General features: G+C 37.9%; 16 protein-coding genes. 11 read left to right on the top strand and 5 right to left on the bottom strand.

The annotated features are described in order from the left end of the window. Positions 1-531: IS3 family transposase (locus tag JF53_RS07135; protein WP_047982126.1), on the top strand; the 531-nt coding region annotated here is incomplete at its 5' end. A gap of 95 nt (positions 532-626) precedes the next feature. On the opposite strand, the gene JF53_RS07130 is transcribed toward JF53_RS07135, so the two are convergent. Then, positions 627-2117 carry a response regulator transcription factor gene (locus JF53_RS07130; protein ID WP_047980595.1) on the bottom strand — a complete coding sequence of 497 codons (1491 nt, stop codon included), beginning with the start codon at positions 2115-2117 and terminating at the stop codon, positions 627-629. A 538-nt stretch (positions 2118-2655) separates the two neighbouring features. Between JF53_RS07130 and JF53_RS07125 the strand changes: the two genes are divergently transcribed. Genes JF53_RS07125 through JF53_RS07115 form a run of 3 tightly spaced genes read left to right on the top strand, consistent with a single transcriptional unit; the run spans position 2656 to position 5383 of the window. Further along, the gene (locus tag JF53_RS07125; protein WP_047980596.1) at positions 2656-3249 is read left to right on the top strand and encodes a DUF6230 family protein; all 594 of its coding nucleotides are present in this window, start codon (positions 2656-2658) and stop codon (positions 3247-3249) included. A 32-nt stretch (positions 3250-3281) separates the two neighbouring features. Beyond that, complete coding sequence (locus tag JF53_RS07120; protein ID WP_157052472.1) at positions 3282-3755, top strand: DUF6114 domain-containing protein; 474 nt, start codon at positions 3282-3284, stop codon at positions 3753-3755. A 29-nt stretch (positions 3756-3784) separates the two neighbouring features. Beyond that, a complete protein-coding gene (locus JF53_RS07115) occupies positions 3785-5383 on the top strand; it encodes a coiled-coil domain-containing protein (protein ID WP_047980597.1) in 1599 nt (532 codons plus the stop codon). A gap of 70 nt (positions 5384-5453) precedes the next feature. Here the strand turns inward: JF53_RS07115 and JF53_RS07110 are convergent, their stop codons facing one another. Continuing rightward, a complete protein-coding gene (locus tag JF53_RS07110; protein ID WP_047980598.1) occupies positions 5454-7517 on the bottom strand; it encodes a thioredoxin domain-containing protein in 2064 nt (687 codons plus the stop codon). Between the two features lie 533 nt (positions 7518-8050). On the opposite strand from JF53_RS07110, the gene JF53_RS07105 reads away from it, so the two are divergent. Beyond that, positions 8051-8365, top strand: coding sequence for an RNHCP domain-containing protein (locus tag JF53_RS07105; RefSeq protein WP_083443568.1), 315 nt, complete (start codon positions 8051-8053; stop codon positions 8363-8365). A 101-nt stretch (positions 8366-8466) separates the two neighbouring features. Here JF53_RS07105 and JF53_RS07100 read toward each other — a convergent pair whose 3' ends face one another. Further along, entirely contained in the window at positions 8467-9474 is a 1008-nt protein-coding gene (locus JF53_RS07100) for a tetratricopeptide repeat protein (protein WP_047980600.1), read from the bottom strand. A 354-nt stretch (positions 9475-9828) separates the two neighbouring features. On the opposite strand from JF53_RS07100, the gene JF53_RS07095 reads away from it, so the two are divergent. Then, the gene (locus tag JF53_RS07095; RefSeq protein WP_047980601.1) at positions 9829-11322 is read left to right on the top strand and encodes a peptide MFS transporter; all 1494 of its coding nucleotides are present in this window, start codon (positions 9829-9831) and stop codon (positions 11320-11322) included. Between the two features lie 55 nt (positions 11323-11377). Here JF53_RS07095 and JF53_RS07090 read toward each other — a convergent pair whose 3' ends face one another. Beyond that, complete coding sequence (locus JF53_RS07090) at positions 11378-12148, bottom strand: class I SAM-dependent methyltransferase (RefSeq protein ID WP_047980602.1); 771 nt, start codon at positions 12146-12148, stop codon at positions 11378-11380. 161 nt (positions 12149-12309) lie between these two features. On the opposite strand from JF53_RS07090, the gene JF53_RS07085 reads away from it, so the two are divergent. The 3 genes from JF53_RS07085 to JF53_RS07075 all read left to right on the top strand — a co-directional run bounded on the left by JF53_RS07085 (position 12310) and on the right by JF53_RS07075 (position 15394). After that, entirely contained in the window at positions 12310-12939 is a 630-nt protein-coding gene (locus JF53_RS07085) for a hypothetical protein (protein ID WP_047980603.1), read from the top strand. A gap of 37 nt (positions 12940-12976) precedes the next feature. Beyond that, on the top strand, positions 12977-13732 hold the full coding sequence (locus JF53_RS07080) for an acyl-[acyl-carrier-protein] thioesterase (RefSeq protein WP_047980604.1): 756 nt from the start codon (positions 12977-12979) through the stop codon (positions 13730-13732). 123 nt (positions 13733-13855) lie between these two features. Then, on the top strand, positions 13856-15394 hold the full coding sequence (locus tag JF53_RS07075; protein ID WP_047980605.1) for an alpha-amylase family glycosyl hydrolase: 1539 nt from the start codon (positions 13856-13858) through the stop codon (positions 15392-15394). 47 nt (positions 15395-15441) lie between these two features. Here JF53_RS07075 and JF53_RS07070 read toward each other — a convergent pair whose 3' ends face one another. Next, positions 15442-17205 carry a glycoside hydrolase family 13 protein gene (locus tag JF53_RS07070; RefSeq protein WP_047980606.1) on the bottom strand — a complete coding sequence of 588 codons (1764 nt, stop codon included), beginning with the start codon at positions 17203-17205 and terminating at the stop codon, positions 15442-15444. Positions 17206-17665: 460 nt separating this feature from the next. On the opposite strand from JF53_RS07070, the gene JF53_RS07065 reads away from it, so the two are divergent. Together JF53_RS07065 and JF53_RS07060 are read left to right on the top strand one after the other, a co-directional pair. Further along, on the top strand, positions 17666-18913 hold the full coding sequence (locus JF53_RS07065) for an extracellular solute-binding protein (RefSeq protein ID WP_047980607.1): 1248 nt from the start codon (positions 17666-17668) through the stop codon (positions 18911-18913). 72 nt (positions 18914-18985) lie between these two features. Continuing rightward, the gene (locus JF53_RS07060) at positions 18986-20290 is read left to right on the top strand and encodes a carbohydrate ABC transporter permease (RefSeq protein ID WP_047980608.1); all 1305 of its coding nucleotides are present in this window, start codon (positions 18986-18988) and stop codon (positions 20288-20290) included. The last annotated feature ends 1 nt before the right edge of the window (position 20291 follow it).

The following is a 20291-nucleotide window of genomic DNA, read 5'->3' as shown; positions in this document are numbered from 1 at the left end:
ACCTATAAGCCACATAAACCGCAACATATAGCTGAAAATGTTTTAAATAGAAAATTCCAAGCCGACTATAACGCGATGGAAGTATTATTAACAGATGTCACTGAATTCAAGTACGGAGTTCATTCGAAAGCATATTTAAGTGCCATCTTGGATTATGGTGAAAATAAAATTGTAGCCTATAAATTATCACGACATAATAACAATGCCTTAGTACGTGATACGGTCACTCAGATTAAAGATACGATTATTCCAATGAAGACATTATTTCATAGTGATCGTGGCTTTCAATACACCTCCCATGGATTTAAAAACTTTGTGGAAGAACACAAAATTATCCAGAGCATGTCACGTGTTGGTAGATGTATTGATAACGGTCCAATGGAGAATTTTTGGGGGATCATCAAGGAAGAGATGTATCGATTAACCACTTATAACACATTTGAAGAATTAGAAAAAGATATTGAGGCTTATATTGAATTTTATAATACAAAGCGCGTGACGTTGAAGATGGGGCTAAGAATTCCAGCATAAGAAAAGCCATGCATGGAATTCATACATGGCACAAAAAATTTGTTTTTTTACCTGTCTACTTGACAGGGGGCAGTTCACATGCTGCTCCTTATTCTTCACTGAATTAATCCTTCTCGTAATGCTCGTGCTACTGCTTCGGTTCGGTTTTTGGCATCCATTTTTTGCATGATGGTCGAGACATAATCTCGGACGGTGTATTCACTTAAATTTAGAATCCCTGCTGCTTCAGTAGTGGAATATCCTTCTGCCATTAATTGCAATACTTCCAGCTCGCGTGGGGAAAGGTGAAAACGAGCGGATTGTGTTTTACCACCATCTATATCCGATGAATATTTTGCTAGAATTTCACCAGCGCTTTGCCCGAATTTAATGAGGGCAGAGAATATTTCTTGGGCAACTTTAAAGGATTTACCAGGACCTTGATCAAGAATGACTGCGCCTAATAGTTTGTTAGAAGATGCTAGAAAAATTGGCGCGATGATAATGGAGCGCAAATCGAACTGTTTAATATAGTGATCTGGTAAGCCCATTGATGCATCTGCGATATAAATTGGCTGTAAGTAATCCAGACTTTTTCCAAATAGCTCTAGTATTTGTAGGTTGTTTTGGATGATTGGTAGATTGCTAATGTCCTCGGTAATATTTTGAATTGCTTTGTTATCTAGATGATGTCCAAATAGTCCAAAACCCGTTTGTTCTTGCACGGAATAGGAAAATAAGGCACAGCGTTCAAATGGTAGATAATTGACAAAGCCAGCGGTAATATTTTCAACCGCCTCGGTAAAGTTTTGCGACCGTATGACCGTTTCGTGAAACATGATGACAGAGTCCTTCCATTGCTGGTCCTGTTTGGTTACGGTAAAGGATTCTTTTCCATTTTGGAAGATTTGTAATGCATACGATATAAATGGAACAACGTGTGTACTATCATCCTTTAAGACGCAGATTAAGATGGTTATATCTTCATAGGGTACTGGAAAGACAGCGAATTTCCGTTTTTCCTCTTGGGACATTTGATTTAATAATAACTCGGATAAACCATAGATCGTGCTTGCTTTTAGATCATCATGACCAAGTAGGAGATCTTGGCTCATCTGGTTGAACCATTTTTCGACGACAAATTGATGGTTCCGTTTTAATACGATGGCAGTCCACTCGATGGGTAGTTGATTGGAAGCAACGAGATTTTTTAAAAAAGAATCGATAGCAAAGTATTGTTGATATGGCTGTGAGAGGATGTCTTCGCTTAATTTAACAAAAACGTATTGTACCGCTTGATGATTGTTATGGGAATAGGTTTCATTGTTTTGAATAACCTTGTGAACAGCATTTTCTAGTAAGGTGATGATAAATTTATTTGTTTGAAAGGATAGACTCACCTTTTGTTGAGGGAAGGTTGTATGAAATAATTTGTCCGAAAAATAATGGATGGTATCTTCTAGGTTCTTTGAGGACCGATTTTGGGTACGGTTAAACTGAGCAATAATCATATCCCACTCTGCCAAAATTTCCATTTCCTGTTGCTGAATCAGCTGTAGCCCATTATGAAAAATATTATTCATTTGTTCATCTAATGTATAGGGCATTGATTTTCATCCTTTCGAGATAATCGTAAGTATCATATGAATAAAACCACTTATTTCCTTGATAATTCAACAAAAAAGGTAAAATCCTCTTTTAAAAATCAACATCGATAAAGGATGTCAAAAACGCCACAGTAACCCGGGATAAACCGCATTGCTCTTATCATTTTTATTCAAGTGATTGTTGGTTTATCACTTGGACGAAAAAGCATCTCCTTATAGTAATATATTTTCGGAAGTAGTCTTAATTTTAAGACCTTTTACGAATTAATATAAAAAATTGGAAGACGTCTGTAGGGTTTGGCTAACCGATTCTCCAGATAAAAAGCCTATTATTGTAGGGTGTTATTTTTGAAAATTCCGACTTAAAATAAGATTAAACAGTAAGCTAGTGGTTGTTGAATGCTATTCAAGTATTAGCAATGTGAATAGCTATTTTAGTGTAAGCGTTATCATATGGGGTTAATGTATTTGGGAGGTGTAGTGCGAAATATATTCGTAGGGAAGTAGCACACGAAAAAGAATACGAGGTGAAAGTAGGATGAAGGAACAAAAACTAATTGTTGGGAAGACGATGAAAAAGAAATTCTTTATTGCATTTGCTGCAGGGTTTTTAGGCTTTGCTAGTTTAATAGCGGTATTTGGATTTACTGGAACTGCTTTTGCACTTCCGCTTGGTGGGATTGGTGATTTTTATGTTGAGTTTGATGAACTAAATGGTACTGAATTTCAATTGTTACCACATGTAGGAGAAACAGGGAATTCAGATGCAGCGGCAATGGTTCGAAACAAGATGGATAAAGTTGAAATTACTAATTTGCATATTTATAAAGACCTTGAATTACCGGGACTTGGCTGGGTAAGATTTCATGTCCGTGCATCAGGTCCAACCAATATTACAGGACTAATCCATGATGCGCGATTAATTGAGGCCGATTTAAGCTTTAATGAATTAGAAATTCTAGAACAAAATACCTCCGAATTCGCACAGAATTGGTCACAAAATGCATCTACAATCACGATTAAGGACGCCAAAATTGTAACCGACTATCTTTTCCAATCAGTCGTTAGTCTTGACGGTGCCCAAATATCGGTTGAAAAAATTAGTGGGCCAGACATGACGACAGGAAAGTAATTGGAAAAGAAATTAGGAAAGGAGGAATCCAGATGAGTCGAAAAGAGGAAAGGACGCAAAAGAAACAAGCAAAACAGGAACGGAAATTTGAGAAAGTAATCGATGGGAGTAAGTTTAAGCAATGGCGAAGTAATCGTCCATTCTGGGGTGCTACTTTAACGGTATTAGCCGGATTAATGATTCTATACATTCCATTACAGTTATATGCGATTGCATTTATTCCGGGAAGTCTCGTGTTTGTTGGATTCATCTTTGGTGGACTGGTGATAATTCTAGGGGTGTGTACCTATATTTATCCGCAATTCTCTACTGTTTTTGGCATTGCTACGATCTTTTTATCGATATTATCCGTAATGGGTGCTTTAGGTGGATTCCTAATTGGAACAATTATCGGGATCGTTGCAGGTGCATTGGCTATTGCTTGGGATAAGGAAGAAATAGACATGGATACATGGAAACGAAATCGAGATATAAAAAGTGCAAAAGAAGTTAATGAAGCGGTCTAAAGGAGTTTTTAAAGGCAAGGAGAATTTATATGAAAACCAAACGGAAACATAGACGATGGGTGTATATAGGTTTCATTTTGATTGGATTATTAGGAAGTATTGCCGCTCCTTTTCAGCAACGGATCACGGAAGCGGCAGATGCCGTGGAGGCAACCTCTGAAAATAGCGGTGGTTTTATTATAGAAACAGAAAAGGTAGACGGATCGATGGATTTAGTTGGAGCACTGACTGGAAATATTACCATTTGGGAAGGGAACATTTCCGGTCTAACCATTACGAAGGTTCTTGAACGAGGAGAAGGTCTCGAACCACTTGTGATTAAAATAAATGCATCAGGTCCAATCCCAGTAAAAAATTTAAATGCAAAAACCGTAAATCATGAACTACCGAATATTGGTGGTCTTTGTGAACCGGGTCAGCTTGGCTGGATTTGTATGGAAAATGTGGTCATGAACGTAGAAGCGCAATTTGTTGAAAATATCTCTTTATCAGGAGCTACCATTGAAACTTGTTACGGTACCGAATGTGGCGCATTGCCAGAATATAATTCACTGATTAGTAAAGAAGAACTTGAGCAGCTTTTAAATGGCTCGGAGGATGAAGCTGAACGTGATAAACAGATAAAGGAAATTATTGATCTTATTGAGGAACAGGAGAACAACTTAAGCGAATTGAAAGGTTTATTAACAACCGTTCTGGATAGGTTGAATGAACTTCAAATTGAGGATTACACCGGAACACTCCTGGAAAAAATCGCCGAAGTGAATAATGCGATCATGCCGGAGCTAGGTATAGATCAAATACTTCCGTCAGTAGACGCGATAACGACAGGCGTTGAAGAACTTCAAGAACGCACCGCAAGTATAACGGAAGATTTAGGGGTTGCGGAAGAAATGCTAGCAGGTACCGAAAAAATGATTCCAGAAATGGAGACGATACTGGCAGAAATGGAGAATTTGATTGAAGAACAAGCGGTTGACCAGGAACAGCTAGACGTTTATATACAATTGTCACTCCTTGCCAAGCAACAGGAGGCAGGAGAAACAATTGATGCTACGGCGCGGATAGCGGCAGAATCAGAAAAAGAAGCCGAAGAACTACAAGCAATCCATGAACGAATTAGCATGTTGAAGGAAGAACTAAAAGAGCAAAAAGAAGACTACAAACAACTGAAAACGAGTGAAGAAGAACTGATTGCTGAACAGCAAAAGGTCGAGAAAGAAGTTAACGGCTTAGAATCGTTACTTGATGAGCTAAATTTAATTGGACTCGATGAAGATGAGGAATCATCCGATAAGGATTTGGTGGAGGACATCTTAGATCCGGTAGAAGAGAATGTGTTAGATCCTGTGGAGGAGAACATTCTAGATCCAATTGAAGAAAATATTTTGGATCCAGTAGAGGATAACGTCTTAAATCCAATTAAAGAAGGCGTTTTGAACCCTTTGGAGGATCAGGTGTTAAACCCTGTGAAGGAAAACTTACTCGATCCAGTTCTTGATCCTGTCAATGAGAATATTTTAAATCCTGTGAAGGAATCTATTTTGGATCCCGTAACAGATACGATTTTGAATCCATTAGGGAATACTTTGCTTAATCCTCTTGGAATTCGAATGTCTGCAGAGTAAACAAAAACCATAGAATCCTGTAAACTACTACGGGGTTCTATGGTTTTTGTATACATTATAACTGAACGCTTTATTTTTGCTTCAATATAGACGTAAGTGCCTGATCGATATTAGTAGTCGGTTGTTGACAGGCAAAATTCTCACATATATAAATCGTAGTCTGGTCTTCAATACTGAAGTATTCTGCTGCAAATGGAGCAACTGGTTTAAACTGATCCGGTTGCTCAGTTACTAGGAATACTACATCAGGCATAAACTCCTGCTGCAATTGGGAAATTACGGCCTGGCGAGATGCGTCTGTTCCCCCAATAACAACCACTTCTTTTGTCGGGTTCTCTGTGAATAGTAACCCTTGCATGAAGAAGGTTCCAGCCGATGCTTGTCTGCTAATATCCTCATAAAAAGTGAAATACATTTCCTCCAGTAGATCCAAATACTTTGTTTCTCCAGTCAAGGAACCATATTGGGAAAGTACGACAGCAGCGACACTATTACCAGATGGAATAGCCCCATCATAGATCTCCTTATCGTTAGAGATGAGCTGTTCATTTTCCTTTCCGCTGAAGAAAAACCCACCATTTTCATCATCCCAGAATAAGTTGATCATGCTATCTACTAACGATTTTCCTCGTGATAGGTAATCGAGTTCATAAGTTGCTTGGTATAACGCAAGGTAAGCCCAAGCTAGAAAAGCATAATCATCAAGATAGGCAGCGTATTTTGTTTCACCATCTCGGTAACGAGCCATTAAACGATTTTCTTTAAACAGCTTTTCTTCGATAAATTGAATTGCATTGATGGCAATCGTTAAGTAATCCTTGTTTTGAAAAACCGTACTTGCCTTCGCTAACCCTGCAATCATCATCGCATTCCACGACGTTAACACTTTATCATCCACATGTGGATAAATGCGCTTTTCACGTTCGGTAAGAAGCATCACTCGGGCTTGCTCAAGCCTAGCTTCTAATTCCTCTTTTGTCAAATCAAATGATTTAGCAGTACTTTCCAGATTGGAACGAATTAAGTTTGGGATATTTTTTCCTTCAAAATTACCAAAGGGGGTGATTCCGTAAGCTGTTGTATAAAGCTCACCTAGTTCTTCACCAAGGATGTCATATACTTCTTCATCCTCCCACACATAATACTTCCCTTCTACCCCTTCTGAGTCTGCATCAATTGCGGAGTAAAATGCACCTTCAGTGCTTGTCATCTCTCGTTGGATAAAAGTTATGATTTGTTCTGCTATTTTCTTATAAAACGGATTCTTCGTGATTTGATAAGATTCCGTATAAGCCATGAGTAATAAGGCATTGTCGTACAGCATCTTCTCAAAATGTGGAACAAGCCATTTCTCGTCCGTGGAGTAACGAGCAAAACCAAACCCAATGTGATCATATATCCCACCAGCAGCCATGTTCTGCAGAGTGCTTTCCACCATTTTTAAGGCTGGTGTTTTACCAGTAAAATGATAATAACGCAGTAGGAACATGAGGTTTTGCGGTTGTGGGAATTTCGGCTCTTCACCAAATCCACCATAGGTGAAATCAAAGCTTTTTCCTAATTGAAGATAGGCTTGTTCGGTCGTTTCATTGGTCAAACGTTTCGTACTTTTTGCTCTCGTTGTACTATCCAAAGCGTGTTTGACACTTTCCGTTACGTCAGCTATATGCTCCGGATCTGTGGTGTACTTCTTATGTAATTCAACTAGAGCCTCCATTAAGCCAGGGCGACCGTATTTACTTTCTTTCGGAAAATAGGTCCCAGCATAAAATGGCACTTTATCAGGAGTCATAAAAATAGTTAATGGCCATCCACCATGTCCAGCCATCATTTGGCAAACCTTCATGTAAATGGAGTCAACATCTGGTCGCTCTTCCCGGTCAACCTTTATGGCGATGTAATGGTCATTTAATATAGCGGCTACTTCTTCGTCTTCAAAAGATTCATGAGCCATAACGTGACACCAATGACAAGTGCTGTAGCCAATAGAGAGAAAGATTGGTTTGTTTTCTTGTGTTGCCTTTTCAAATGCTTCTTCTCCCCAGGGATACCAGTGCACGGGATTATAGGCGTGTTGGAGTAAGTATGGGGATTTTTCAGTGATTAAATGATTAGATTGATGATTTGAATTCAAGAATATCACATCCATTATGTTCTTATATATTTCTACATTAGATTTCCCATCTTATATTAATTCAGCCATTGTAACAAGAACGATAATTTTCTTCGTACGAGAACATTGTACCATTAATATTTTATGACTAACGTAATAGGCATTCCTGTATTGTAACATTCAAGTGCAACTTCTATAATGAAACTACGTATGCTAATCCTGTAATTAAGGTGATTATGTAATGAAATTTAAAATGAAAACTACCCAAAACTAGGGGAAGAATGCCAACGTTAGTGATACTGCACATACACGTACTATTGGAAGGTGGAGGTAATCCGTCTTACAGTGGCCAATATAAATACACAAAATTGGTCGTGGTCCGGATATACAGATGAAATATGCTGTATTGAAGCTGGAAATAGAAGTAATCGCTGTACAGAATATGGCGGTGAATTTGTCACTAGTACAGTAAAGCCTAGGACTTAACCTTGTTAAGGAAAACAAAACTGAACCCTTTCTTCTAGATTGAAATATTAAATCTAGGAGGATATGTTTTGGGTAGAAGAAGAGAAGAAAATACTAGTTTTATTTGTGAGAATTGTAGTTTAGAAGTATTACCGTTAACAAATGGAAGTTATCGCAATCATTGTCCGCACTGCCTGTATTCGAAGCATTTGGATGACAAGCCGGGTGACAGGAGTTCAACTTGTGGTGGGATGATGATGCCAATTGATATTTCTTATAATGCTAAAAAGGGGTATCAAATCGTTCATCAATGTTTGAAATGTAAAGCGGAAAAGAAAAATAAAGTTGCTGTAGACAGTATTCAACCTGATAATATCATGTATTATTATCAACAATTAGTATAAATTTTTAACAGGATTAGCATACGATTTTGATAACGTTTAATAACGAAAGATTCCCCGCTACAAACGTAGTTGTTGTAGCGGGGATTACTATAAAAAGCTTACTACAGCTGCTTCAATCGTTCCCTAGCTTGCTTATCACCCTTTAATGCTGCCTTCTGATACCAATACTTCGCCTTCTTTATATTGACTGGTGTACCGATTCCTTCCTCGTAACATAGACCAAGATTAAATTCACCGTAGGAATCTTCTCGATCAGCAGCCATCCTATACCAATCAATAGCTTCTTCTCCGTTACCATTTTCGATTGCCTCATGACCAAGTCGATTGGCGGCAAACACATCTCCATGAAGGGCAGATTGGATAAACCATTCCTTTGATTTTTCTAGGTCCGTGGCTGTTCCAACTCCGTTTTCATACATATACCCTAATGTGTACATCGCTTCAGGAACGCCATGTTTTGCGGCAACTGTAAACAATTCTAGTGCTCGTTTTTCATCCTTTTCCACGTACTCCCCTCGGAGATACATGTCAGCATAATTATTTATGGCATCTGGATGTCCCTTCTGAGCAGCTTCTTGATAACAGGTATACGTTTTTTCGAGATCTTGTGCGACAACATCACCATCATAATAGAGATTTCCCAACCAATATAATGCATCGGCATTTCCTGCTAGAGCAGCAAACTCATACCATGTGAAAGCCCAATCGTTATGCCCTATTTGTTTATAAAAATCTCCTAGTTCAAGCTGTGCTTCTGAATCACCATGCATTGCTTGTTGATATAATGTAATAACTTGTTCCCTATCAGAATCAGAAAGATAAATGGCAGTGGTATGGTCAGTTGTTGTTACGAAGTCTTTTAATATCGTTAAAAAATCTAGCTGCAGCTTATATGCAAATTCGGGTTTAAACACTGTTAAGGCATAAATTTGGTCATGAAGAATTTTACTAGCATCTGTTAGATTGCTATTATTCGCTATGTTACATAGCTCGAAAATTTGAAGCATATATACATGCATTTCATCCTTATTTTTCAATTTAGTCAAAAGATTTGCTGCTTCTCCATACCCACGTTCTTTAAGTATTTGTTGGATAGTTTGTAATTCCACGAAGGGACACTTCCTTTATCAATAATCTCTCTATATCATATCATTTTTTCCTGTTAATCGAGTTTCTTCACCGGTAAAACAGTTTGATAATTGATATTCAAATAATCACATTATTAGAATATTTTATGATAAAATCCATTATTTTACATCACAATAAATTGTAAAAGATGGATATACTAACTGTTGTATCGCTTACATAAAAATCATTCGTTATCTTGCTATTTTTTAGAACAGTTTCACTTTTCCTTAAAGCCTTTACGTGAATAAAAATATGTCTTAGAATGGGAAAAGTCAGCTTGAGAAGAGTTTTCAGTTTATTTAAGGAATTTCAACAATCAGGAGGCTTTTATACGTATGAATCAACAAGATAAGGATGCCATGCTAAAAACCATCCCGCAAAAAGGGTTTTTCGGTCATCCAAAAGGTTTATCGACTTTATTCTTTACTGAGTTCTGGGAGCGTTTCTCCTATTATGGAATGCGCGCCATCCTTCTATTTTACATGTACTACGAAGTATCAGATGGTGGACTTGGTATCGATCAGACTACTGCGAACTCTATTATGGCGATTTACGGATCGCTTGTATATATGTCTGGTATTATCGGTGGTTGGATTGCGGACCGTGTTCTAGGAACTGCAAGGACCGTATTCCATGGTGGAGTACTTATCATGGTCGGTCATATCATCCTAGCGCTACCAGCTGGAGTTCCTGGTTTATTTATATCCATGGCATTCATCATTATTGGTACAGGATTACTGAAGCCGAATGTTGGAGGTATGGTTGGAGATCTTTACAGCAAGAAGGATCCACGTCGTGATTCTGGATTTAGCATTTATTACATGGGTATTAACATGGGTGCCTTTATTTCACCATATATCGTTGGTACACTTGGTGAGGGAGTAAGCTTCCATTTAGGATTTGGTATTGCGGCAATTGGTATGTTAATTGGTCTAGTTGTCTATGTAATTACGCGTAAGAAATATCTAGGTTTAGCTGGTTCATTTGTTCCAAATCCACTAAAGAAAGAAGAAAAAGGACGTATTGCAAAGATAGTACTAGCGGCAGTTGTTGTGTTAGGACTTATCGGCTGGATGGGTATTTCTGGTGGTTGGTTATCAGTTGAACGTGTTATTTTCTTCATTAGTATTCTGGGTGTTATTATTCCGACGGTTTACTTCATCTTTATGTTCCGTAGCCCTAAAACGACTTCTGAGGAAAAATCTCGTTTGTTGGCATATATCCCATTATTCGTCGCGGCGATGGTATTCTGGGCTATTCAAGAGCAAGGATCAACAATTCTTGCAACATACGCAAATGAACGTACTGATCTGAACTTCTTAGGAATTGAATTACATGCATCTTGGTTCCAATCACTTAACCCATTATTCATTATTATGTTTGCACCATTATTTGCTGGAATGTGGATAAAGTTAGGTGACAAACAACCATCAGTATCTCAAAAGTTTTCATTTGGTCTAATTTTCGCAGGATTATCATTCATCGTGATGATATTCCCAGCGTATTTCAATGGAACGGAAAGCTTAGTTAGCCCAATGTGGTTAGTATTAAGTTTCTTCCTAGTTGTACTTGGTGAATTACTATTATCACCAGTCGGACTATCTGCTTCCACAAAGCTTGCACCTGCTGCCTTTGCAGCACAAATGATGAGTCTATGGAACCTTTCTAACTCATCTGCACAAGCAATTAACGCACAGGTTGTACGTTTTTATAAGCCGGACACAGAAGTTATTTATTTCGGTGTCATTGGTGGAATCGCAATTGTATTAGGTATTGTTTTATATCTGTTCTCGCCAAAGCTTAAGAAGTTTATGAAAGGCTTGAACTAACAAAAAATGCTGGCTCTGAAATGTTAGAATATTTCTAGAGCTAGCATTTTTTTTGTTAGTTGGTAGGGGTAGAAACAACTAGTCTAAGTGCACCGTTGAAGCGCGACATTGTTCGATGTTCACCAAATTTTTTATCCCACATGCCAGAATTCAACTCATCTTCTAATCGCTTCACAAGTCGATTCTCTTCCTCTTCGGATAGGAACCCCCAGGCAGACTGTGCCTGCCGGACTTCTTTTTGAAGAAAAGCTTCAGGTCTACCATAAAAAGCTTCCTGGAAGCCATCGACACAATCCAGTGGAATAGGGACAGGAATAATTTCTGTTCTTCCACCAAGGATTTCGGATATTTTCTCTATTCTAGGATAACGAGATCGTTCGACTTCCACTAATTCTCGGAAATAATGACTGTTCCAAAATACATCTAATGCATCTGGATCATACGTCATGATAACCACTTGATCCCTCGTTACTCTTCTAAGTTCGGTTAGTCCTTGTTCTAAATTCGGCCAATGATGAACGGTCAGAGTTGCCATAGACGCATCAAATGAATAATCGTCAAATGGTAGATGGTCCGCAGTTCCAATGACGGCAGGTGCTTTATTATGTTGAATCCGCTGAGCGCGCATCGTAGCAGAGGGTTCAACTGCCACAACATAGCGGTCTTTCGGTTCATAGGACCCTCCGCCTGCACCAACGTTTAAGACAGTTTTTGCAGAACCGAGTGCTTTGTGGACATATTCTTCAATACGTGGGTCTGTTTGCCGGTAGCTAGAATACTGCTGACCCTGTATATCGTAATTATAACCAGTAGAATTACGTGTCACTTCTCATCCATCTCCTTAAGCGTGTATAAATTATAGGTCTTCTACATTACTTATTCGCTTTTCATTGTTATTTTCCTTCTTGAACGGTAGTGTTGCTGTCAGGTTACATTTATTTTATAGTTGTATTATGTTTTTTTGAATTTAAAAAGGAAGTGAAATCCTTGAATACCGAAAAATCAACCATGCTCTTAAAGCTATTAGAAATTAATGGACCCCTACAAATGGTGGAATTACTAGCTAAACTTGATATTGAAAAAATCACACTTAGCAAACTAATCGAGATGATGAAACAACAAACATTAATTATTGAGGTCGGACCTGAACTTTTCGCTATCTCATCAACTGGTAGGTCTATCATTAAGAGTAATGGAAAAAAAATAAACGACCAAGAAATAATGAAGCAATCAATACATAACCAAATGGATCGGGAAATCAAGAATATCTATACGGTTCATGACGATAACAGAGTTTTGGCGTTGGAGGAGAGACTGAAACGACTAAAAAAAGAAAATGTACAATTAAAAGATGAAAATCTGCAGCTGCAAAAAGAAATAGAAGTTAACCATATACTAGAAAAAGAGTATGATAAGGGTAATGATACAATTCTATCAAAACCAGCACTATATAAAATTGCCGAATTAGAACATAAGATAGAGAAGCTTACATATGAAAAGAATAATTTAATCGTAGAAAATCAAGACTTGCAAAGAGATTTACAGATTGAAAAATATAAAAATAGGAGAATAAACACGGTAAAGATTCAAAGTGCTGACTTAGCGGATAAGATATAGTTCATTCGATATTATTTTTGTTTTTGGGAGCGATTAGATGGAACCATCAATGATTTACAAAAAGAACTATCATATTGATTTACGGGATGTTGATTTAAAGAAGGAGCTAAGACTAAGTACGTTGTTTGGTTATTTTCAGGATGTAGCGAATTTGGCCGCTGAAAATCTCGGTGCAAGTATCCAAGATCTGGAGCAGAAGTATGGGGTTGCTTGGATCTTAATGCAAATTCGAGTGGATGTTATCCGAAATCCGAAATTAGATGAGGAAATCACCATTGAAACATGGCCATTAGAACCGGGGAAACTCGAATTCGAACGTGATTTTCTTGTGCGAGATCAGCAAGGTGAAATTATTGCTCGAGCGGTCTCAGTTTGGGTGGTAATGGATATTGCAAAACGTAGGTTAAAACGAAGTGATACGATTTCACTTCAATATCCGTATGTCGTCACGGAAAGGGCAATGGATATTACACTTGGTAAGCTAAAGGGTTCGGAAAACTTAGACACAGCCTATCTAAAAACGATTGGGTATAGTGATATTGACTTTAATGGTCACTTGAATAATTCTCGATATGTGGATTATATGATGGACTGTTTTTCAGTAGAGGAGCACCAAGTCTATCATATAAGTTCTATAGAAGTGAATTATTTAAACGAGGTGTTACCTGGAGACACATTAGTTTTGAAGAAGGACTTATCTTCCGTTGAAAATCAAATGATTTACATCGAAGGTTTACGTAAGCGGGATGAGAAAATAGTATTTCGTTCAAAAGTAAAAATAGCTAGTAATTAAGGGTAGAGAAGGCTTCTTGTAAGTCATCTCTATCCTATTTTTATAGGTATACTATACTTTGCCAGTACACAAATAAAGAATAATAGGATAGAATGATTTGGAGTATAGCAGGGGGGACTTTTTATGTGGGAAAAGTTAATCGCTTTCATTTTGGTATTGTTAGTAATTGGTAGTGTAGCGCCAGTCCATGCGGCTGAACAAAAAGCAAGTACTTGGCAGGATGAAATTATCTATTTTGTGATGATCGATCGTTTTAATAATGGCGATACAGCGAATGACTATCAAGTAGATTCCAGTGACCCAAGCGCCTATCATGGTGGGGATTTCCAAGGAATAATGGAAAAGCTCGATTATATAAAGGAAATGGGATTTACAGCAATTTGGTTAACGCCAATTGTTAACAATGAAGCAAAAGGATACCATGGTTACTGGACAGAGGATTTCTACGAGGTAGAAGAGCATTTTGGCACATTGGATGAATTTAAATTGCTCGTCCAAGAGGCACATAATAGGGACATTAAAATTATTTTGGACCTAGTGGTAAATCATACTGGTTATGAGCATCCATGGCTAAGTGATCCAGACAAACATGACTGGTTCCATGAAGATAAGCCAATCTTAAATTCTAATGACCAAAACTTAATAGAGACTGGTAGACTAGCAGGATTGCCGGACTTAGCGCAGGAAAACCCGGAAGTGCGAGAATATTTACTTGATATGGCAAAATGGTGGATTGAGGAAACAGACATCGATGGGTACCGGTTAGACACTGTAAAGCATGTACCAAAAGATTTCTGGGAGGATTTTTCGAAGGAAGTAAAAGCGGTAAAAGAGGACTTTTTCTTAATCGGTGAAGTTTGGCATAATGATCCTACGTATGTTGCCGATTATGCCAAAACTGGGATTGATTCTTTTGTCGATTATCCATTTTACAATGAAGCAACTCGAATTTTTAGTAGTCCTGACCAAGCAATTGGTAAATACATGAATGGGATTTGGCAACGAAATGCGGTACTTTACGAGAACCCTTCTATTCTTGGGAATTTTATTGATAATCATGATAACAAACGATTTACACGACTAGCTATTGAGAAAGACCAAGATCCAGTATCTCGTTTAAAGCAAGCCTTAACGTACTTGTATACTGCCCCCGGTATCCCAATTGTTTACTATGGGACCGAAATCGCTATGGATGGTGGAGAAGACCCTGATAACAGAAGGATGATGGAATTTCAGGACCATGAACTGGTCTCGTATATTTCTGAGCTAGGTAAGATTCGTCAGGAGTATCCTGCATTATCTCGGGGAGATTATGAATTATTACTTGATCAAGCAGGGATGACAGTATTTAAACGGAGCGATGCTGAGCAAAGTATGCTTGTAGCGATCAACAATACAACGGCAGATCAAACCGTTACTATGACAAATGATATGATTGAAGCGAATCAACAATTGCGAGCAGTTTTAGGTGAAGGCATCATTTCGGGAAATTCTGATGGATATGTGATTCGTACATCAAGTGAATCAGCAGAAATTTTTGTTATAGAAGATGAGGAAGCACAGTTAATGGGAATGACTAGTTGGGTTGTAGGAACAGGGGGACTAGTCATCATTCTTGGTATAGTTTTCTTAATAGTCAAAAGGAAAAAGGTAAAACCATAAGGAAAACACCCATAATTATTGAGTCGATTATGGGTGTTTTCCTTATATTATACTTCAAATATCCTGTAGCCAAGACCGTTAACAGCAATCGTATTAGATACTTGTACCGATTGTTTTGTATCGTTCTCAACATGCCATTCAACTACCGTTTTATCCGTCTTTAATACTTGATTTACCGGCACTTCAATTTCGTTCGCACTATTATTTACGACGAAAATAAGACGTTTTTCGGAATTGAATTTCTCATAAATAACATAATTCTTTTCATTGTCTGCGTGGATGAAGCGGATATCCGCATGGTTCCCGAAGACGGATTCTTCTTTTCGCCATTTTAGCAATGTCTGCACGTACGTGAATAACACTCTATCCTGTTTTGCGATATCCCATTCCATACAAGCTCGACAGCCGGGATCTTGGCCGCCATCCATGCCGATTTCATCACCATAATAAATACATGGTGATCCGATAAAGCTAAGCTGAATTAAATACAATAGCTTTACGCGGTCATGATTTCCATTTGCTAGTGTAAGAATCCTAGGTGTATCGTGACTGTCTAACAGGTTAAACGCTACTTCATTGACATTTTTAGGATACATATGCAACACATTGACAATGGAGTCCACAAATTCTGTGGCAGTAATGGAATCCTTCGCTAGGAAATCGATTGCACTAGTTGTGAACGGATAGTTCATAACGGCATCAAATTGATCCCCTTGTAACCAAGGCATCGAGTCATGCCAGATTTCCCCTAAGATGTAAGCATCAGGCTTTGCGTTTTTGACGACATTCCGGAACTCTCTCCAGAAAGCATGATCGACTTCATTGGCTACATCTAAACGCCAGCCATCAATATCGAATTCCTCCACCCAATAGCGAGCAACTTCTAAGAGATATGCTTTTACCGCAGCATTTTCTGTATTTAACTTAGGCATGAAAGGTGTGAAAGCAAATGTATCATAATTAGGCTTTGGCTCCGTTACAACTGGGAAGTCCCAAAGATGGAACCAATTTTTATAATTGGATTTATCCTGCTTTTCTAAAACATCCTGAAATGCTGGGAAATAATAGCCACTATGATTAAATACAGCATCTAACATGACACGGATACCACGGTTATGGCACTCCTGAACCAGCTTGCGAAACGTTTCTTTATCACCAAACTGTGGATCGATTTCCATATAATCAATGGTGTCATATTTATGATTGGAATAGGCTTTAAAGATTGGTGTGAAATAAATACCACTAATCCCTAATTCAACAAGGTGATCAAGGTGATCAATAACGCCTTGGAAGTCACCACCGAAGAAATTCGTTGGTGTTGGATCTGCACTACCCCAAGGTAAAGTTCCTTCTGGGTTTATCGATTCATCCCCATTGCCAAAACGTTCGGGGAAAATTTGATACCATACCGTGTCTTTCACCCAAGTCGGGGCAGAAAAAACGTCAACATTATTAAGATACGGGAAACAGAAGTAGTTTCCGATGTCAGCAGGAGCAGTATTGAAAAAACCTCTTTCCGTATAGAAGTAGGTTTCTTCTCCATCTATACATGCAAAGGCATAGCGCATCCGATGGAATTCGGGCTCGACATCGATTGTCCAGTAATCATAGAGAGATGTTGAACCAGATTTTCTCATAGGCCTACGTTGGGTTTGCCATTTTTCATTAACCCAGTCATATGGGTCACCGAATAGAAGCTCTACGCTTTGTAAATCGTCTTTTTTCGATTGAAGCATAATGTGCAAGGTATCCTTGTCATACGCATAGGCAAAGTTGTTTTTTGGACGGTGGAAAATTGCTTCTTTAATCATCTTATCCTTCTCCTTTTTAAATGATAGTAGTTTACTAATGAAAAAAACAACCCCGCTTACTGTAGTAGTAAACGGGGTTGTTGTATCGAACAATGCATTGCCCTCAAGTTATACCATTAATGTAAGGCAATCGTTTTAGAAAGTCAACTACAAGTTTCAAAGAAAAAAATATTTATGAAAACGATTGCATTTTTTAAATAAAACCGTTACAATAATTTTGTAAGGTTGCGCAAACGTTTTCACACTTTAATCGTGAAACAAATTATAAAAGGGGGAAGCTTATGGTGATTGATATAATTTTGGTTACCAAATGAAGATGATAGAAAAATAGATATCCTTCGCGGTACTAAAAAATGTCAAGAAGCATGTGCCTTACAAGATTAGTAGTTTTACAGATTAATAAAAATAGAAGCTTCTAGTTAAAGGATTTAACTAAAAATGAAAGAGAGGATTACTTATTATGAAAAAATTCGCTTTAATCGTTATGTTAGTTAGTTTATTCGCTTTAGCAGCTTGTGGCGGGGATAAGGAAGAAGGCAATAGCTCTACAGATGGTGGAGAAAGTGCTGGCACATTAGAAATCGGAGTTGAAGCAGGTTATATTGATTATGTTAATGAGCTTGTTCCTGCTTTTGAAGATGAAACTGGTATTGATGTTACCGTTACAGAAAGAGATTTATTCGAAACTCTAGAAGCGTTACCATTAGATGGACCAGCTGGAATAGCTCCAGATGTTATGATTGCTCCTTATGATAGAGTAGGTAACTTAGGGCAACAAGGACATCTTGCGGAATATGCATTCCCAGATGATGGTCGTTATGATGATTTAGATAAGCAACAAGTTACAATAGATGACAAAACTTACGGAGCTCCATTCGTAATTGAATCGCTAATTCTTTACTACAACAAAGATTTAATTGATCAAGCTCCAGCTACTTTCGAAGAATTGGAAGCGTTAACGGAAGATGACCGTTTTGCATTTGAATCTGAAAGTGGAAGAAGCACAGCATTCTTAGCAAACTGGTTGGATTTCTATAGCACATACGGTTTACTATCTGCTTATGGTGGTTATGTGTTTGGTGAGAATGGAACAAACCCTGAAGATGTAGGGTTAAACACAGATGGTGCAATTGAAGGTATTGAATATGCAACAGAATGGTTCAATAAATGGCCACAAGGTATGTTAGATGCAACAACTGCTGGTAACTTTATTGATGAGCAATTTACTACTGGTAAAGCTGCTGCAATTATTGGTGGACCATGGTCTGCTTCTAACTACAAAGAAGCTGGTGTGAACTATGGCGTATCAATGATCCCAACATTACCAAATGGTGAAGAATATCAACCATTTGCTGGTGGTAAAGCGTGGATTGCAAGTGCTTATGCGAAAGATGCAGATGCCGCTGCTAAATGGTTAGACTTTGTTACAAATCAAGAAAATCAACAAAAATTATATGATGATAAAGGTGAAGTTCCTGCGAACCAAATGACAAGAGCTACAGTTAGTGAAGCAGGAGATGAGCTAACAACTGCAGTAATCAACCAATATAATAATGCAATTCCTATGCCAAACATTCCACAAATGGCCGAAGTTTGGACTGGTGCAGCAACATTAATGTTTGATGCGGCTTCTGGTAATAAGACAGCAGAAGAAGCAGCAAATGATGCAGTGAACGTTATTAGTGAAAACATTTCTCAAAAATACTAATAATGTAAAATGAAACTTTGGCAGAGATACGTTTCTCTGCCTCAGTTTATTTTTAAAGGGAGTGAGATTATTGTGGAGTATAAAGAAACTGACAAAAAGCGTGTGAGAACTGCAACATTGCTCTCTATAATTCCAGGCTTGGGCCAACTATATAACAAACAGCTGTTTAAAGGAATTGTATTTCTACTCATTTTTGCTTTGTTTATAGTAGAGATGATTGGTTATGGAGGGGAAGCATTAGTAGGATTAATCACTCTTGGTAGTACACCAGGTGTCGATCACTCTCTATTTATCTTAATTGAAGGTTCATTACAGCTATTAGTTTTGTTATTATTCATATTGTTTTATGCCATTAATATTAATGATGCAAAAAAGGTTGCCAAACAATGGGTAGAAACGCAAAAAGTTAATACCTCAACGAAATCAATTCTGTTAAATCTTGCAGATCATGGTTTCCCTTATTTATTTACAATTCCGGCATACATTGCCATGATTTTCGCAATTGTATTCCCAGTATTAGTAACGATATTTATTGCATTTACGAATTATGACTTCTATCATATTCCACCAGCGAAGCTTATTGATTGGGCAGGTTTTCAAAACTTTACCAATATCTTTTTCTTAAGCTCCTATCGTGATACATTCTTGGCAGTGTTTGGGTGGACAGTCATTTGGACTGTTGCCGCAACAACACTTCAGATAACAATTGGTGTATTTACCGCCGTTGTTCTGAATCAAAAGTTTATTAAATTCAAGCGGTTATTCGGAATTATTTTCTTATTACCGTGGGCAGTTCCAGCGTTTATCACAATTATGAGTTTTTCAAACATGTTTAATGATAGTATTGGAGCAATGAATACCCAAGTAATTCCATTGATTGATGCGTTAATTCCATTCGTTGATATTGGTAGCTTACCATGGAAGACGGATCCGTTTTGGACAAAGATTGCGATTATTATGATACAGGGCTGGCTAGGCTTTCCGTTCATTTATGTACTTGTCTCGGGTATATTGCAGTCCATTCCTGAGGAACAATATGAGGCAGCTAGAATTGATGGAGCGGGTGTTCTGCAACGATTCAGACATATTACCATGCCTACAGTATTCATGATTGCGGCACCAATTTTCATTACGCAATACACAGGTAACTTTAATAACTTCTCTATGATTTATCTATTTAATGAGGGTGGTCCAGGAAGTATCGGTGCGGGTGCTGGATCAACGGATATTTTAATCTCGTGGATTTATAAATTGACAACAGGAACTTCACCGCAATATTCTGTTGCGTCGGCAGTAACCTTGTTTATTTCCATGTTTGTCATTGTAATATCGTTAATTATCTTTAAGAAAACGAAAGCATTTGAAATGGGGGATTAAT

Source organism: Ornithinibacillus contaminans, assembly GCF_001038425.2.
GTDB lineage: Bacteria > Bacillota > Bacilli > Bacillales > Amphibacillaceae > Ornithinibacillus > Ornithinibacillus contaminans.
Note: the sequence above shows the minus strand (reverse complement) of the source record. Positions and strands in the feature narration are given on the sequence as shown.

Bases quoted from the DNA above. Each gene is read 5' to 3' on its own strand.
- JF53_RS07130 (WP_047980595.1), bottom strand. From the start codon at position 2,117: ATGCCCTATACATTAGATGAACAAATGAATAATATTTTTCATAATGGG.
- JF53_RS07125 (WP_047980596.1), top strand. From the start codon at position 2,656: ATGAAGGAACAAAAACTAATTGTTGGGAAGACGATGAAAAAGAAATTC.
- JF53_RS07120 (WP_157052472.1), top strand. From the start codon at position 3,282: ATGAGTCGAAAAGAGGAAAGGACGCAAAAGAAACAAGCAAAACAGGAA.
- JF53_RS07115 (WP_047980597.1), top strand. From the start codon at position 3,785: ATGAAAACCAAACGGAAACATAGACGATGGGTGTATATAGGTTTCATT.
- JF53_RS07095 (WP_047980601.1), top strand. From the start codon at position 9,829: ATGAATCAACAAGATAAGGATGCCATGCTAAAAACCATCCCGCAAAAA.
- JF53_RS07080 (WP_047980604.1), top strand. From the start codon at position 12,977: ATGGAACCATCAATGATTTACAAAAAGAACTATCATATTGATTTACGG.
- JF53_RS07075 (WP_047980605.1), top strand. From the start codon at position 13,856: ATGTGGGAAAAGTTAATCGCTTTCATTTTGGTATTGTTAGTAATTGGT.
- JF53_RS07070 (WP_047980606.1), bottom strand. From the start codon at position 17,205: ATGATTAAAGAAGCAATTTTCCACCGTCCAAAAAACAACTTTGCCTAT.
- JF53_RS07065 (WP_047980607.1), top strand. From the start codon at position 17,666: ATGAAAAAATTCGCTTTAATCGTTATGTTAGTTAGTTTATTCGCTTTA.